Source organism: Pseudomonas sp. FP2338, assembly GCF_030687515.1.
In the GTDB taxonomy this organism is placed as follows: domain Bacteria; phylum Pseudomonadota; class Gammaproteobacteria; order Pseudomonadales; family Pseudomonadaceae; genus Aquipseudomonas; species Aquipseudomonas salomonii.
Genome location: NZ_CP117436.1, coordinates 4,930,041 through 4,942,626, shown reverse-complemented (window position 1 = coordinate 4,942,626; position 12,586 = coordinate 4,930,041). Strand labels below are relative to the sequence as shown.

Annotated in this window: 13 protein-coding genes; 5 read left to right on the top strand and 8 right to left on the bottom strand. The window is 61.1% G+C overall.

Annotated features, from left to right (window positions below; all coding sequences use genetic code 11):
• The first annotated feature begins 76 nt into the window (after positions 1 to 76).
• From PSH96_RS22320 to PSH96_RS22310, 3 genes are all read left to right on the top strand, one after another.
• Positions 77 to 835 (top strand): 5-oxoprolinase subunit PxpA, encoded by a 759-nt coding sequence (locus PSH96_RS22320; protein WP_305455089.1) that lies wholly within the window; start codon positions 77 to 79, stop codon positions 833 to 835.
• Between the two features lie 70 nt (positions 836 to 905).
• Positions 906 to 1,784: an allophanate hydrolase subunit 1 gene (locus PSH96_RS22315; RefSeq protein WP_305455087.1), complete on the top strand. Its 879-nt coding sequence runs from the start codon at positions 906 to 908 to the stop codon at positions 1,782 to 1,784.
• Positions 1,781 to 2,755, top strand: a complete 975-nt coding sequence (locus tag PSH96_RS22310) for a biotin-dependent carboxyltransferase family protein (RefSeq protein WP_305455084.1) — start codon at positions 1,781 to 1,783, stop codon at positions 2,753 to 2,755. Before PSH96_RS22315 ends, PSH96_RS22310 begins: the two co-directional genes overlap by 4 nt.
• 146 nt (positions 2,756 to 2,901) lie before the next feature.
• Here PSH96_RS22310 and PSH96_RS22305 read toward each other — a convergent pair whose 3' ends face one another.
• The 4 genes from PSH96_RS22305 to PSH96_RS22290 form a co-directional block, all read right to left on the bottom strand.
• Positions 2,902 to 4,518, bottom strand: a complete 1,617-nt coding sequence (locus PSH96_RS22305) for an inorganic phosphate transporter (RefSeq protein ID WP_305455082.1) — start codon at positions 4,516 to 4,518, stop codon at positions 2,902 to 2,904.
• Between the two features lie 233 nt (positions 4,519 to 4,751).
• Positions 4,752 to 5,774: a transporter gene (locus PSH96_RS22300; protein WP_305455081.1), complete on the bottom strand. Its 1,023-nt coding sequence runs from the start codon at positions 5,772 to 5,774 to the stop codon at positions 4,752 to 4,754.
• Positions 5,775 to 5,874: 100 nt separating this feature from the next.
• On the bottom strand, positions 5,875 to 7,047 hold the full coding sequence (locus PSH96_RS22295; RefSeq protein WP_305455079.1) for a GAF domain-containing sensor histidine kinase: 1,173 nt from the start codon (positions 7,045 to 7,047) through the stop codon (positions 5,875 to 5,877).
• Between the two features lie 185 nt (positions 7,048 to 7,232).
• On the bottom strand, positions 7,233 to 7,538 hold the full coding sequence (locus PSH96_RS22290; RefSeq protein ID WP_305455076.1) for a PepSY domain-containing protein: 306 nt from the start codon (positions 7,536 to 7,538) through the stop codon (positions 7,233 to 7,235).
• Between the two features lie 154 nt (positions 7,539 to 7,692).
• Between PSH96_RS22290 and PSH96_RS22285 the strand changes: the two genes are divergently transcribed.
• Positions 7,693 to 8,556 (top strand): sterol desaturase family protein, encoded by an 864-nt coding sequence (locus tag PSH96_RS22285; RefSeq protein WP_305455074.1) that lies wholly within the window; start codon positions 7,693 to 7,695, stop codon positions 8,554 to 8,556.
• On the opposite strand, the gene PSH96_RS22280 is transcribed toward PSH96_RS22285, so the two are convergent.
• Both PSH96_RS22280 and PSH96_RS22275 read right to left on the bottom strand, forming a co-directional pair.
• Positions 8,548 to 9,225 carry a helix-turn-helix domain-containing protein gene (locus PSH96_RS22280; protein ID WP_305455073.1) on the bottom strand — a complete coding sequence of 226 codons (678 nt, stop codon included), beginning with the start codon at positions 9,223 to 9,225 and terminating at the stop codon, positions 8,548 to 8,550. The two genes, PSH96_RS22285 and PSH96_RS22280, sit on opposite strands and share 9 nt — an antisense overlap.
• Complete coding sequence (locus PSH96_RS22275; RefSeq protein ID WP_056859596.1) at positions 9,226 to 10,353, bottom strand: glycerophosphodiester phosphodiesterase; 1,128 nt, start codon at positions 10,351 to 10,353, stop codon at positions 9,226 to 9,228.
• 231 nt (positions 10,354 to 10,584) lie between these two features.
• On the opposite strand from PSH96_RS22275, the gene PSH96_RS22270 reads away from it, so the two are divergent.
• Positions 10,585 to 10,908 (top strand): DUF2025 family protein, encoded by a 324-nt coding sequence (locus PSH96_RS22270; RefSeq protein WP_056859595.1) that lies wholly within the window; start codon positions 10,585 to 10,587, stop codon positions 10,906 to 10,908.
• Between the two features lie 594 nt (positions 10,909 to 11,502).
• Here the strand turns inward: PSH96_RS22270 and PSH96_RS22265 are convergent.
• Positions 11,503 to 11,823 carry an antibiotic biosynthesis monooxygenase gene (locus tag PSH96_RS22265; RefSeq protein WP_305455070.1) on the bottom strand — a complete coding sequence of 107 codons (321 nt, stop codon included), beginning with the start codon at positions 11,821 to 11,823 and terminating at the stop codon, positions 11,503 to 11,505.
• A complete protein-coding gene (locus PSH96_RS22260) occupies positions 11,820 to 12,527 on the bottom strand; it encodes a CTP synthase (RefSeq protein ID WP_305455068.1) in 708 nt (235 codons plus the stop codon). The genes PSH96_RS22265 and PSH96_RS22260 overlap by 4 nt, the downstream gene beginning before the upstream one ends.
• Positions 12,528 to 12,586: the final 59 nt, after the last annotated feature.

The window sequence follows — 12,586 nt, the reverse complement described above, 5'->3', positions numbered from 1 at the left end:
CATCTGATAATAGATCTTCCCAAGGGGTCAAGCCCCGGCCTACTTTCAGCCATCACCTTTTGGCGGAGCGACCTCGATGCAGGCAGTGGATTTCAATTCGGACATGGGCGAAGGCTTCGGCCCCTGGACCATCGGCGATGGCGTCGACTTTGACCTGATGGCCTATATCAGCTCAGCCAATATCGCCACCGGCTTCCACGCCGGCGACCCCGGCACCATGCGCCGTACCGTCGAACGCGCCAAGCAACTGGGCGTGGGCATCGGCGCGCATCCGGGCTTTCGTGACCTGGTGGGGTTCGGCCGTCGGCACATCAATGCACCGGCCCAGGAACTGGTGGACGACATCCTCTACCAACTCGGCGCCCTGCGCGAAATCGCCCGCGCCCAAGGTTTGGTCTTGCAACATATAAAGCCCCACGGCGCGCTCTATATGCACTTGGCCCGCGACGAAGAAGCCGCGCGGCTGCTGGTGCAGAACCTGCAAATCATCGAACCGACGCTGTTGCTCTATTGCATGCCCAACTCGGTGATCTGGCGCGTGGCCAAGGAGTTGGGGCAACCGGTGGTGCGCGAGTTTTACGCTGACCGTGAGTACGATTTGAGCGGGTCCATTGTGTTTACCCGTCATGTGCGCGCACTTGACCCTGCAACCGTTGCGGCGCGCGTTCTGCGTGCTTGTCAGACGGGCCGGGTGCGAACCGTAGAAGGCGAAGACCTGTTGATCGAATTCGATTCCATCTGCCTGCACAGCGACACGCCCGGCGCGCTGGAGTTGGTGGAAGCCACCCGCGAAGCCTTGGACCAGGCTGGGATTGAAGTCAGATCACCTCAATAAGAACCCCAATAAAAATATCCAAACAGCACTTTTTGCCTGCCTTTCTACAATGATTCCAAGAGGAACAGACATGGCTCAAACGTCCCCCATCCGCTACAGCTTCGGCGGTGATGAACACCTGTTTGCCGAGGTCAGCGACAGCATGTCCCTGGAAGCCTTTTTCACAGGCATGGCCGTGACCCGCGCCGTGGAGCGCCTGGCGTTGGAGGGCGTGCTGGATGTGTGCCTGGCCAATGCGTCGTTCCAGATTCGCTTCGACCCCGACCGTATTGCGCCCCATGTGCTGCTCGACGCCGTGCAAAGCGCCGAAGCCCAGGCCGTGGCCGAACGCACCTTGCACACGCGCATCATCGAAATCCCGGTGCTCTACAACGACCCCTGGACCCACGAAACCCTGATGCGCTTTCGCGACCGCCATCAAGACCCCAGCGGCACCGACCTGGAATACGCCGCACGCATCAACGGCCTGGCCGATGTGGACGCGTTTATCGCCGCCCACAGTGGCGCGCCGTGGTTTGTGTCGATGGTCGGCTTTGTTGCGGGCCTGCCGTTCATGTTCCAGATGGTCGAGCGCGAGCGGCAATTGCAGGTGCCCAAGTACCTGCGCCCGCGCACCGACACGCCCAAACTGACCCTCGGCCATGGCGGCTGTTTCGGTTGCATTTACTCGGTACGCGGCGCCGGTGGCTACCAGATGTTTGGCGTAACCCCGGCGCCGATCTACGACCCGGCGCAGCAGTTGGCGTACCTCAAGGAACACATGGTGTTCTTCCGCCCCGGTGACATCGTGCAGTTCAAACCGATCGACCGCGACGCCTACGACCGGGCGGTGGCCGAAGTGGAGGCAGGGCGTTTCGACCTGCGTATCCGCCCGGTGGAGTTTTCCCTGGATGCGTTTCTCGCCGACCCCATCGGCTACCCGAAAACCCTGCAGGAGGCGCTGGCATGATCAAGGTGCTCAAACCCGGCCTCGCCACCTCCGTGCAGGACCTGGGCCGTGAAGGTTATTACCACCTGGGCATTCCGCCTTCGGGCGCCCTGGACCAGTACGCGTTGAGTGCGGCCAACCATTTGGTCGGCAACCCAGTCGGTGCTGCGGGCCTGGAGTGCACGCTGATCGGCCCGGAACTTGAGTTTCGCCAGGACGCATTGGTGGCGCTCAGTGGTGCGCTGATGTCGCCGCGTCTGGACGGTGAAGTGGTGCATCAAGACACCGCCTTTCAGGTCCGCGCCGGGCAGGTGCTGCGCTTTGAGTTTCCCAAGGCCGGTGCGCGCACGTACCTGGCGGTGGCCGGTGGCATCGACGTGCCGCGGGTGCTCGGCAGCCGCTCGACGTACACCCTTGGCGCGCTCGGTGGGTTTAAAGGGCGGCGCTTGCAGGAAGGCGACGAACTGCCGATCGGTGACGCCAGTGGAACAGGCCGCGCGGGCAATAGTTTGCCGATGGCCTTACGCCGTTCGGTCGGTGGCGATGTGACCCTGCGCGTGGTGCCAGGGCTGTATTACGAGCGCCTGACGGATGCGGCAAAAAGCAGCTTTTTCGCCGAGCCGTGGACGGTCGGCTCCGAGGCGGATCGCATCGGCTATCGCTTCAAGGGCGGCAGTGCCTTGAGTTTTCAGGCGCGCGAACAACCGTTTGGCGCAGGCTCGGATCCCTCGAATATCGTCGACAGTTGCTACCCGATCGGTTCGATCCAGGTGCCAGCGGGGTTGGAACCGATTGTGCTGCACCGCGATGCGGTGTCGGGTGGCGGCTACGCGATGATCGGCACAGTGATCAGTGCCGACCTGGACTTGATCGGGCAGATGCAGCCGAACCAGCGGGCGGGGTTTGTGGCGGTGACATTGGAGGAAGCGTTGGAGGCGCGGCGGATCTACAAAAAGCGCTTGAAGGCCATGGCTGGGCTGTTCAATCACTGACACGTAAAACTCATAGGGGAGCAGGTTTGTGTGGGAGCTGGCTTGCCTGCGATGGCATCACCTCGGTTCAACTGAAAGACCGAGGCGCTTGCATCGCAGGCAAGCCAGCTCCCACATAAGCCAGTTCCCACCCTTACACCGTTGGGTCAGAACAGTTGGGTGAACAGCCAGTACAGGCTGCCCGACAGCAAAATCGCCGCCGGCAACGTCAGCACCCAGGCCATCAGCAGATTGCGGATGGTCTTCATCTGCAAGCCACCGCCATTGGCCACCATGGTGCCTGCCACACCCGACGACAACACGTGGGTAGTCGACACCGGCAGCCCGAACATATCCGCCGCACCGATGGTCAGCATCGCCACCGTCTCGGCTGAAGCGCCTTGGGCGTAAGTCAGGTGCGTCTTGCCGATCTTCTCGCCCACCGTGACCACGATGCGCTTCCAGCCGACCATGGTGCCCAGCCCGAGCGCGATGGCCACGGCGATTTTCACCCACAGCGGGATAAAGCGCGTGGACGCGTCGATCTGGTCTTTGAACAGTTTGAGCTTGCCTTGGGTGTCGGCGTCGAAGTTGCCGACCTTGCCCTTGTCCATCAAGCGGATGCTTTCGCTGGTCAGGTACATGTCGTTTCGCACGTTACCGACAGCTTCGGCCGGCACGGCGGCGAGGGAGCCGTAGCCTTTTACTTCTGCGCCGATATGGCCGGTGATGGCGGCGAGTGCAGGCACCAGTTCCGGGGTCGCTTCCTTGGTGCGCACGTAGGTCGAGAGGACCGCGCGTGAATCGGCCGGGGCCGGTTGCGGCGCCGACTTGACCAGCGCGGCCTGGGTGACTTCCGCCACTGCCGCAAATTGCAGGGACTGGTCGGCGGGCATGGTGCGGTTCAGCGCGTACGCCATCGGCAGCGTACCCACCAGGATCAGCATGATCAGGCCCATGCCTTTTTGCCCGTCGTTGGAGCCGTGGGCGAACGACACACCGGTGCAGGTGGCGATCAACGCGCCGCGAATCCACCAAGGCGGCGGGGTGTCGCCCTTGGGCGCCTTGTACAGCGAGCGGTTTTTGACAAAGGCGCGCAGGGCCAGCAACAGCAGGGCGGCAAACGCAAAGCCGATCAGCGGCGACAGCAGCAGGGCATAACCGATCTTGGTGGCCTGGCTCCAGTCCACACCGCTGGTGCCATCACGCCCGTGCATCAGGGCATTGGCGACGCCGACGCCGATGATCGAGCCGATCAAGGTGTGCGACGACGAGGCCGGCAGGCCCAGCCACCAGGTGCCGAGGTTCCACAGGATCGCCGCGATCAGCAGTGCAAAGATCATGGCGAAGCCAGCCGAGGAACCGACCTGCAAAATCAGCTCGACCGGCAGCAAGGCGATGATGCCAAACGCCACCGCGCCGCTGGAGAGCAGCACGCCGAGGAAGTTGAAAAAGCCCGACCACACCACCGCAAAATGCGGCGGCAGCGAGTTGGTGTAGATCACCGTCGCCACGGCGTTGGCGGTGTCGTGGAAACCATTGACGAACTCAAAGCCCAGGGCGATCAACAGCGCCACGCCCAGCAGCAGGAACGGCGTCCAGGTGGTAACCACCGTGCCCAGTTCGTGCATGTCGTGCATCAGGCTGTAGGCGGTGAACAACAAGCCCATGGCGAGCACGGCGAAGAACATGATCACCGTGAGCAGGCCGGGTTTTTTATCCAGCCGGGGTTTGGGGTCTGCGGGTGAGACGACATCGGAAGCGGTCAGGGAAGGGGTGGCCATGCCGGAGCATCCAGTGTGGGGAGGATGGTCTAGATGATCATTGCAGAATGTTACAGAGATGCTGCGGCAGGTCAGTGTTTAAGGAATTGAGTTTGCCGCTGGTCCAATAAACACCGCAAAAACCAATGTGGGAGCGGGCTTGCTCGCGAATGCGGTGGATCAGTTAAAAATAAGCTGACTGACGCACCGCATTCGCGAGCAAGCCCGCTTCCACATTTTGACTGTGTTTCAATTCAATAGTCTTTGCGCTTACGGAACGCCCAGCGCCCGGCGATCAAGGTAAACGTCGCCACCAGCGCCACCAGGATCCAGAACCCTTCCGGGTCGGTGGAAAGCGGCACGCCGCCCACGTTCATGCCGAAAAAACCGGCGATGATATTGATCGGCAACGCCAGTACCGTCACCACCGTGAGGGTAAACAGCGTGCGGTTGCTTTGTTCGTTGAGGTTGGCGGCGATTTCTTCCTGCAACAGCTTGATGCGTTCGCCCAGGGCCGTGAGGTCGTTGATGATCAGCGCAAACTCCTCGGTGGATTTGCGCAACTCCTTCACGTCCTCTTTTTGCAGCCACTGCGGCGGGCGGTTGAGCAGGCGCAGCAGCGAGCCCGGCTCCAGTGCCAGCAGGCGTTGCAGGCGCACCAGCACCCGGCGCGCAGCACCGAGTTCGGCGCGGTTGGTGGACAGGCGTGAGGACAGTAACTGGTCTTCGATATGGTCGACGCTGATGCTGGTTTTACGCACGATCTGCGTGAGCACTTCGCCCTGGTCGCGCAACAGGTGCACCAACAGTTCCAGCGGCGAGCGAAAGCGTTCACCGGCCTTTACCGACGAGCGCAATTTATCCACCGAGTGCAACGGTTGCAGGCGCGCGCTCACCAGCAAACGGCTGCGTGCGCACACCCACAGCGTGGAGATATCCGACGAAACCATGCTGCTGAAGTTGAACACCACGTCGTTGACCACTGCCAGCAAGGCCGAGTCGACGTGTTCGATACGGGTGGAGCGCGAGCCTTCGTGCAGCGCTTCGAAAAACTCGTCGGGCAATGACAGGTTGGCCTGCATCCAGCGCTCGCAGGCGGCGTGGGCCAGGTTCAGGTGCAGCCACAGGAACTCATCCGGGTCTTGTGGTGCTTTTAACGCGGCCAGCGCGGTCGCTGAATCAATCTGCTCGCCCTTTTCACCGGGCCGAAAACGAAAACCGTAAAGCAAGCCAAACAGATCAGGATCCTGGTGGCTGTGGTCGATGCTGTGGTTCATGGCGGCTCGCAGAGAAAGCGCCTGTAGGACGTTTCACAGGTTCGCGTGGGCGAATCATTGCAAGGCGGGATGACGATTTTGTGACAGTTTGAAAACTTGCTCAGCGGATTTTCAAGCTGAAGGTGAACTGGGTGCCGGTTTGCTCGCAGGAGGACACCTTAAGCTGCCCGCCGTGGGCATCGGCAATCTGTTTGACGATATATAAACCCAGGCCCAGGCCGGCTTGCGGTGCGTCTTTAAGCGGTCGCGCGTAGGGCTCAAAGAGCCGGGGCAGGGCGAGTGCGTCGATCTGGCCGGGGTTTTTGACCGCCAAGGTGAAGTGGTCTTGCTCGATCTGCGCCGTGACCTGTACCGCACCGTCATGGCTGCCGTGGTGAATGGCGTTGGCCACCAGGTTGGAGAGCAATTGCGCCAGTCGATCGCGGTCACCATACACGCCACGCAGGTCGCCGATATCGGCCTGGATCAGCCGCTGCGGGTGAACACTTTGCACTTCGGACACCACATGCTGCAAAGCGGCTTGCAGGTCCTGGCAGTCTTTGAGGTGCAACGGGATGCCACTGCCCATGCGGCCACGGGCGAAGTCCAGCACATCCTCGACCAATTGCGCGGCGCGCCGGCCACTGCTGAGGATATGGCGTATGAGCGTGTCGGTCGCGGGGTCCGGGTGTTTGCGCAGCAAGCGTTCGGCGCCGAAATTGATGGCGAACAGCGGGTTGCGCAGGTCATGTCCCAGCACGGCGATAAATTGCTCGCGCAACTCGGCGGTGCTGCGTTCTTCCTGCAATTGCGCTTCGGTCTGCTGCAAGGCTTCCTCGGCTTCAATCTGCAACGACAATACGCGGGCAAACGACTCCATGGTCGATTGAATACTGCTGCTGCGTAGCGGGGCCGGCTTGGGGTCGAGGGCGCAGATGGTGCCGAAGAAACGCCCGTCGGTGCGAAATACCGGCACTGAGATGTAACTCTCAAAGTGGTAAATGCGCGGGGTGTGGTGGTCGTGGTAAAGCGGGTCTTCGCTGGCTTTGTCGATCACCACCGACACGTGGGAGCCACGAATTTCATGGCAGATGGTGGTGGTCAGGTCGAGTTCGCCGCCAACGCCGAGGCCGAACTCCAACTGGTCGAGCACGGCGCAGGCGGTCCAGGTGTCGTCGGTCACCCGGGCCACGGCGGCAAAGCGCAAGCCGGTCATGTCACTGATGACTTGGAGCATCGCGGGTACCGCGCTGATGCGGCCAATGGTGGCGATGTCGGCGGCTTTGTGCCCCATGCAGCGATCTCGATGCGAAAGGTGGTGAGCGTTCGGCTCAGGTCAATAATGGGGATTCTAGCGACCTTGTGCTTTGTAGGTGTAATTTCATGAACTATCTGGATACCTTTTCTGCATTTGGCGGACGAACAGGCATAAAAAAACCGCGCCACCCTGAGGTGGCGCGGTTTTTTTGGTTCAAGTAATCAAGTGTCCTGCTTGTCTTCCAGTACGGCGCCGGTCTTGGCGTCGAGCTTCACTTCAAACCGTTTGCCGGCGGTGTCGGTCAGGTCAACTTCGTACACCAGTACACCATTTTTGTGGTCCAGCTCGGTGTCAGTGATGTTGGCACCGGCGTGTTTGGCCACGGCGGCGGCGTTGAGTTTTTCGAACGGCATCACAGCGCCGGACTTGAGCAAACCTTCAATGTGGTCCGGGCGAACATCCGCCTGGGCCAACCCGGCAGTCAGGGTCAGGGCGGTGGCGGCGAACAGGGCGGTCAGGGTTTTCATAGTGTGTGTCCTTCTTCGGTGAGCTGTTTAAGTGACCTCAGGTTATCCAGCGCAACTTAATTCACCCTTAATTATTTCAAACGGTTGCGCCGTTTGTTCAATTCGCTGGGTGTGGAGGGTTTCATGCTGGGGGCTCACTGGAAGGGAGACTTGGATGAAACGTTTAGTGGCTTGGCTTTATGCGCCTGTATTTCTGGTGGGTTTTTTAGCCTGGGGGCTATGGAAGCCCGGTTGGCTGGTGGTGGTGTTTGCGACAGCCGTCGCCGTGTCATTTGTGATGGAGCAATGGCTGCCCTATCAGCCGCAATGGAATCGCAGCCTCGGGGACCGGCGCCGGGATACGCTCCACGCGTTGGTCAACGAGAGCCTGAATGCCCTGGGCCTGTTGATTTTGCCAGGGCTCACGGCCCTGCTGGCGTTCGAAGGCATTTGGCCGCGCGACTGGCCGGTGTGGGCGCAACTGTTGCTGTCGATCGTGTTGGCCGATGCCGGCATTACCCTGATGCATTACGCCAGCCACCGCGTTGCGCCCCTCTGGCGCCTGCATGCGGTGCACCACAGTGTGCAACGGCTGTATGGGTTCAATGGGCTGATGAAGCACCCTTTGCATCAGATGCTGGAGGCGACGGCCGGCTTGTTGCCGCTGGTGCTCTTGGGCATTCCCGTGGAGGTTGCGCAATTGCTGGCGCTGGCGATTGCGATCCAGTTGTTGTTGCAGCACTCCAACGTCGATATGCGTTTAGGGCCATTGCGTTGGGTGTTCGCCTGGGCGCCGGTGCATCGCTTCCATCACATGAAGTACGGGCGCGCCGGGGATGTGAATTTCGGTTTGTTCTTCAACCTGTGGGACTGGCTGTTGGGCACGGCGTTTTATCGCGAGCACTATCACATGGGCCCTGGCGACCTGGGCATTGGCAGCCGGCCGGATTTCCCGGTGGCGTATGCGGCGCAGTTACGTGACCCGTTCATGCCGACGCGTCTGAGCCAAGAACCAAAGTTGCCGGACGCACTACGTTAGCAGCCGCACGTCCAGCTGACGCAATGACGCGCCGGCCGTCACGCCAAACAACTGCTTCATGGTGCGCGAAAAGTGCGCCGAGTCGGCAAACCCCGCCGCGTGGGCGGCCTCGGTCAACGGGCTGCCGCCGAGGGCCAATTGCACCGCTACCCGCAAGCGCCGCCATAAGACCAGGCGGCGCACGGGCACGCCCAACTGATGCGTGAACAGGCGCTCCAACTGGCTCAATGACAGGTGCGCGGTTTCGGCCAATGCCTGGGCTGAAACCTTGCCGGCAAGCTGTTGATCCAGGGCCGACAGTGCCCTTTCCACGCGAGGGTCAATGAGGGCTCGCCGGGGTAGCTGGCCCAGTTGCGATTGCAGCGTCTCGAGGCACGGCTGCGCGTCGAGCAGCAGACGTTCCAGGGTCGGGGCGGCAAAGGCGGCGGGTTCGGCATACAGCATCAGCACGTCACCGTCGCTGGCGAGAATGGCGTGGGGGTGTTGCGAGGGGATAAACAGGCGATGGGCCGTGGTGACACGGCCATCAAGGCTCACCGTGACCGGCTTGCCGGGGCAGAACACCAGCTGATGGGCATAGTGCGCATGGGGCGCGGTACGCCCCAGGTCGCCGAAGATCAGGCCGTAGTCATGCCCCAACCACAGGCGACCTGACCATTCGGGTTTCACTCAGTAGCCGTTGTCCTTGAGCAGGTCCTGCACGCTCGACGAAGGCCAGCGCTTGTAGAACTTCAGCAGCTCGGCGGCGCGGTTGGTGAAGATGCCGTCAACGCCGGCCTTCATGACTTTTTCGAAGTCCACCGGCTCATCGACGGTGTAGACGTGCACCAGCAGGCCCTTGTCGTGGGTCAGTTTGTTCATCTCAGGCTTGACCAGGTCGGTGTAGCTCTGGTCGCCATGGTTGGTCAGCTCAGCCGACGGGCCGGTGCCGATGGCGCCGAGGCTCTTGGCTTCGTCCACCCATTTTTCGAACTCGGCGGCGTCTTTTGGCTCTTGCTTGGCGTAGTAGGCGGCCTTGGTGGTTTCGCCGGATTCGGCGAAGGTTTGTGCCGATTTAGGCTCGATGCTGCCTGGGCCGACCCACAACAGCAGGATTTTCGGGGTGTTGGGCATTTCTTTTTGCAGCTCTTTCAAGCTGTCTTTTTCAAACGTCTGCAGCACCACGCGGCCTCTTCCCTGGCCCACGCCGGTGTTGCTCTTGCCCAGCTTGGAACCGGCGGAGCTCAACCAGCCTTTATCCAGCAGCTTGTTTTTCAGATCGGCTTCGATGCCCGGGAACTGCTTGGGCTCCTTGGTCTCGATGTACAGGCCAGGTTTGTGCTGCGGGTTGCCTTCGGCGATCTTGATGATCTCGTCCAGGCTCTGGATTTTCAGGCCGACAAACGCCGGGCGGGCGCGGTCCGGGTAGGCGGCGTTGAACCAGCTGCCGGCGTCCAGGGTGCGCAGTTCGGCCCAGGTGAACTCGTTGGCCGGGGCGTCTTTACGCTCGGGGAACTTGGTGGCCACGTCGGTGGTGCGTTGCAGGTTGTTGTCGTGCAAAGCGAACAGCACGCCGTCTTTACTGCGTTGCAGGTCCATTTCCAGGTAGTCGGCACCCAGGTCGCGGGCGAGCTTGTAGGAAGCGGCGGTGGATTCGGGGGCGTCGTAGGATGCGCCACGGTGAGCAATGACAGCCGGGTACGGAATGCCTTCGTTTGTCGCCAATTCAGCCGGGCTGATCGGGTCGGCAGCCTGTGCCTGACCAAGGCCGAGCATCAGAGCGAGCAGCAGGGCGCTCTTGGTAAACGTAACAGGCATATGCGAAGTCCTTTCGTGGAGGTAACTTTGAGAAGGCGTCCTTTTTAACAATTGATTGCGAAAGGCGCTATCACCAAACCGACATTAAGGTACTCACGAGGCTATTTTTGGGCTTTTTTGTGCTGCGTTGCAGTATTCTTGGCCGAAGCTGCCCCGTCAGAGGGCAGTAATTTCTGCCACGCGTGTAAACCATCTTTCCAGTCCCTATGGGACTTTTCAGTGAGGTTTACCATGCGCATCACTTCCGAGCTTATCTGCCAGGCCGCCGACCAACTCCAGGGTTTCGTCGGCCTTAACCGCAAAACCGGCCACTACATCGTGCGTTTCAGCGAAGACGCCTTCGGCATGGACGTGGCCGATGACGGCATCATTCCCACTGCCGAATTTGTCTGGCTGCCGGCCGCCGACCACACCATGACCCTGTCGCGCGAGCGCCTGCAGTTGCTGCTGGACCAGAATATCGATGACCGTATCAACATCACCGAGCCGTTGCGCGTGTATATGCGCCGGGTGGAGATCCCGCAGATCAGCGCGTTGCGCAGTTTGGTGAGTTAGGTCCAGGCAAGTGGGTATCAACCTGTGGGAGCGGGCTTGCCTGCGATAGCGGTTGGGCGGGAGGTGTTTGGTCGGGGTACATATCCGTTGCTGCGGTGATGGCGGCTTAGGGTTCCGCCCTGACGGCGGGTCACTTTTGCAAGGACGCAAAAGTAACCAAAAGGTCCTCGCCCCAACACTCGGTGCCTCGCTATGGCTCGGCATGCCCGCAATCCGCCAGTGATTTGGGGGGCCGCCGCGATGGGCCATCCTTGGCCCAGCGCGGCTAAACCGGCATCCCTGCCGGTTTACCCCCCAAATCACTGTCAGATTCCGGCCATCGTGTTTGACGGGGCGATTTCAGATCAAGATCAAGATCAAAAGCGCAGATCAAAAGACCGCTGACCTCGTCATCGAAAAGGATGTAAGGGCCAGAGCAACAGCAACAGCAACAGCAACAGCAACAGCAACAGCAACATCAAAGCCATACTCGGTCAAAGGTGGGAGCTGGCTTGCCTGCGATGGCATCAACTCGGTGTGCTTGATACACCGAGGTGTCTGCATCGCAGGCAAGCCAGCTCCCACAGGGTTTTGCAGGGGGCTTGAGGCTGTGTTTCAACGCTGGAAAGTGTAAGCCCGCTCCACCTTGCACACGCGGGTATGAAACGCCGAGTACCAATGGGCGCGGCCTTGTTCGCGTACTTGGCTGTGTTCGGCTTGTTGCTTCCAGGCCAAAATCGCCGCTTCGCTTGCCCAGTAGGAAACGGTGATGCCCAAGCCGTCTTCCCGCGCTGACTCAACACCCAGAAACCCCGGTTGCTCGCGCGCCAGTTCCAGCATGCGCGTGGCGGCCTGGCCATAGCCTTGATCGCCTTCGGTACGCAACGAGCTGAAAATCACTGCGTAATAGGGTGGGGCGGGCGTGTTGGCGATCATACCGATTGCGCCTGGCAGGCGTTGAGCAGGGCAACCGCCAGTGGCGGCGTAAGCCCTTTAAGTGCCGCGCGTTCGGGCTGAAACAAGGTGGCGACGAAAAACGGGTGGTCCAGCAGTTCGACGGCGCGCAGATCACCCGTCGAATCGTGGCCGCTGGGGATCAGGTCGGCTTCGAGCAACGCATGGGCGAACGCGGGGTTGATGCCGTAGCTGCAACGGTAACCTTCGTGAGTGTCCAGGCTGGCGTAGGCCTGGGCGATGCGTGTGTAGGGCACCAAGCGGATGCTGTCGGTGGCCTCGACCGGGGAACACGCAAGCGGCGTGATAACCGCGCGCTTGGCGTCGGGCGCCAGTTCGCCATGCTCCGCATCCGTCCAGCCGAGCACGTTGCGGGCATATTCGATGACCGCGTGTTGAAAACCACCGCAGGTGCCCAGGAATGGGCGTTTTTGCTCGCGGGCAAAACGAATCGCCCGCAGTGCGCCGTCGGCATCACGGTAGGGGCTGGCGGGCACGCACCAGAAGCCGTCAAAGGCCTGCAGCTCGGTGGCCGGGGTGATCGAGTCGGTCGCCAGCCAGTGCAACTGCACGCTCAGCCCCAAGGTGTCGGCAGCCTGTTGCAGTGCCACGGGGATGGCCTGGTGGGCCGTTACGTCAGGGTTGTAATCACCGATCAGGGCGAGGTGCAGGGGGGTGGTTTTCATCGTGTACATCCCATGGCTTGTGGTGTCCTGAGGCGCACTATAGATTGGCGCTCACGCAA

Excerpts from the sequence above, each read along its gene's own strand:
- PSH96_RS22320 (WP_305455089.1), top strand. The coding sequence starts at position 77 with ATGCAGGCAGTGGATTTCAATTCGGACATGGGCGAAGGCTTCGGCCCC.
- PSH96_RS22315 (WP_305455087.1), top strand. The coding sequence starts at position 906 with ATGGCTCAAACGTCCCCCATCCGCTACAGCTTCGGCGGTGATGAACAC.
- PSH96_RS22310 (WP_305455084.1), top strand. The coding sequence starts at position 1,781 with ATGATCAAGGTGCTCAAACCCGGCCTCGCCACCTCCGTGCAGGACCTG.
- PSH96_RS22305 (WP_305455082.1), bottom strand. The coding sequence starts at position 4,518 with ATGGCCACCCCTTCCCTGACCGCTTCCGATGTCGTCTCACCCGCAGAC.
- PSH96_RS22300 (WP_305455081.1), bottom strand. The coding sequence starts at position 5,774 with ATGAACCACAGCATCGACCACAGCCACCAGGATCCTGATCTGTTTGGC.
- PSH96_RS22295 (WP_305455079.1), bottom strand. The coding sequence starts at position 7,047 with ATGGGGCACAAAGCCGCCGACATCGCCACCATTGGCCGCATCAGCGCG.
- PSH96_RS22290 (WP_305455076.1), bottom strand. The coding sequence starts at position 7,538 with ATGAAAACCCTGACCGCCCTGTTCGCCGCCACCGCCCTGACCCTGACT.
- PSH96_RS22285 (WP_305455074.1), top strand. The coding sequence starts at position 7,693 with ATGAAACGTTTAGTGGCTTGGCTTTATGCGCCTGTATTTCTGGTGGGT.
- PSH96_RS22275 (WP_056859596.1), bottom strand. The coding sequence starts at position 10,353 with ATGCCTGTTACGTTTACCAAGAGCGCCCTGCTGCTCGCTCTGATGCTC.
- PSH96_RS22270 (WP_056859595.1), top strand. The coding sequence starts at position 10,585 with ATGCGCATCACTTCCGAGCTTATCTGCCAGGCCGCCGACCAACTCCAG.
- PSH96_RS22265 (WP_305455070.1), bottom strand. The coding sequence starts at position 11,823 with ATGATCGCCAACACGCCCGCCCCACCCTATTACGCAGTGATTTTCAGC.
- PSH96_RS22260 (WP_305455068.1), bottom strand. The coding sequence starts at position 12,527 with ATGAAAACCACCCCCCTGCACCTCGCCCTGATCGGTGATTACAACCCT.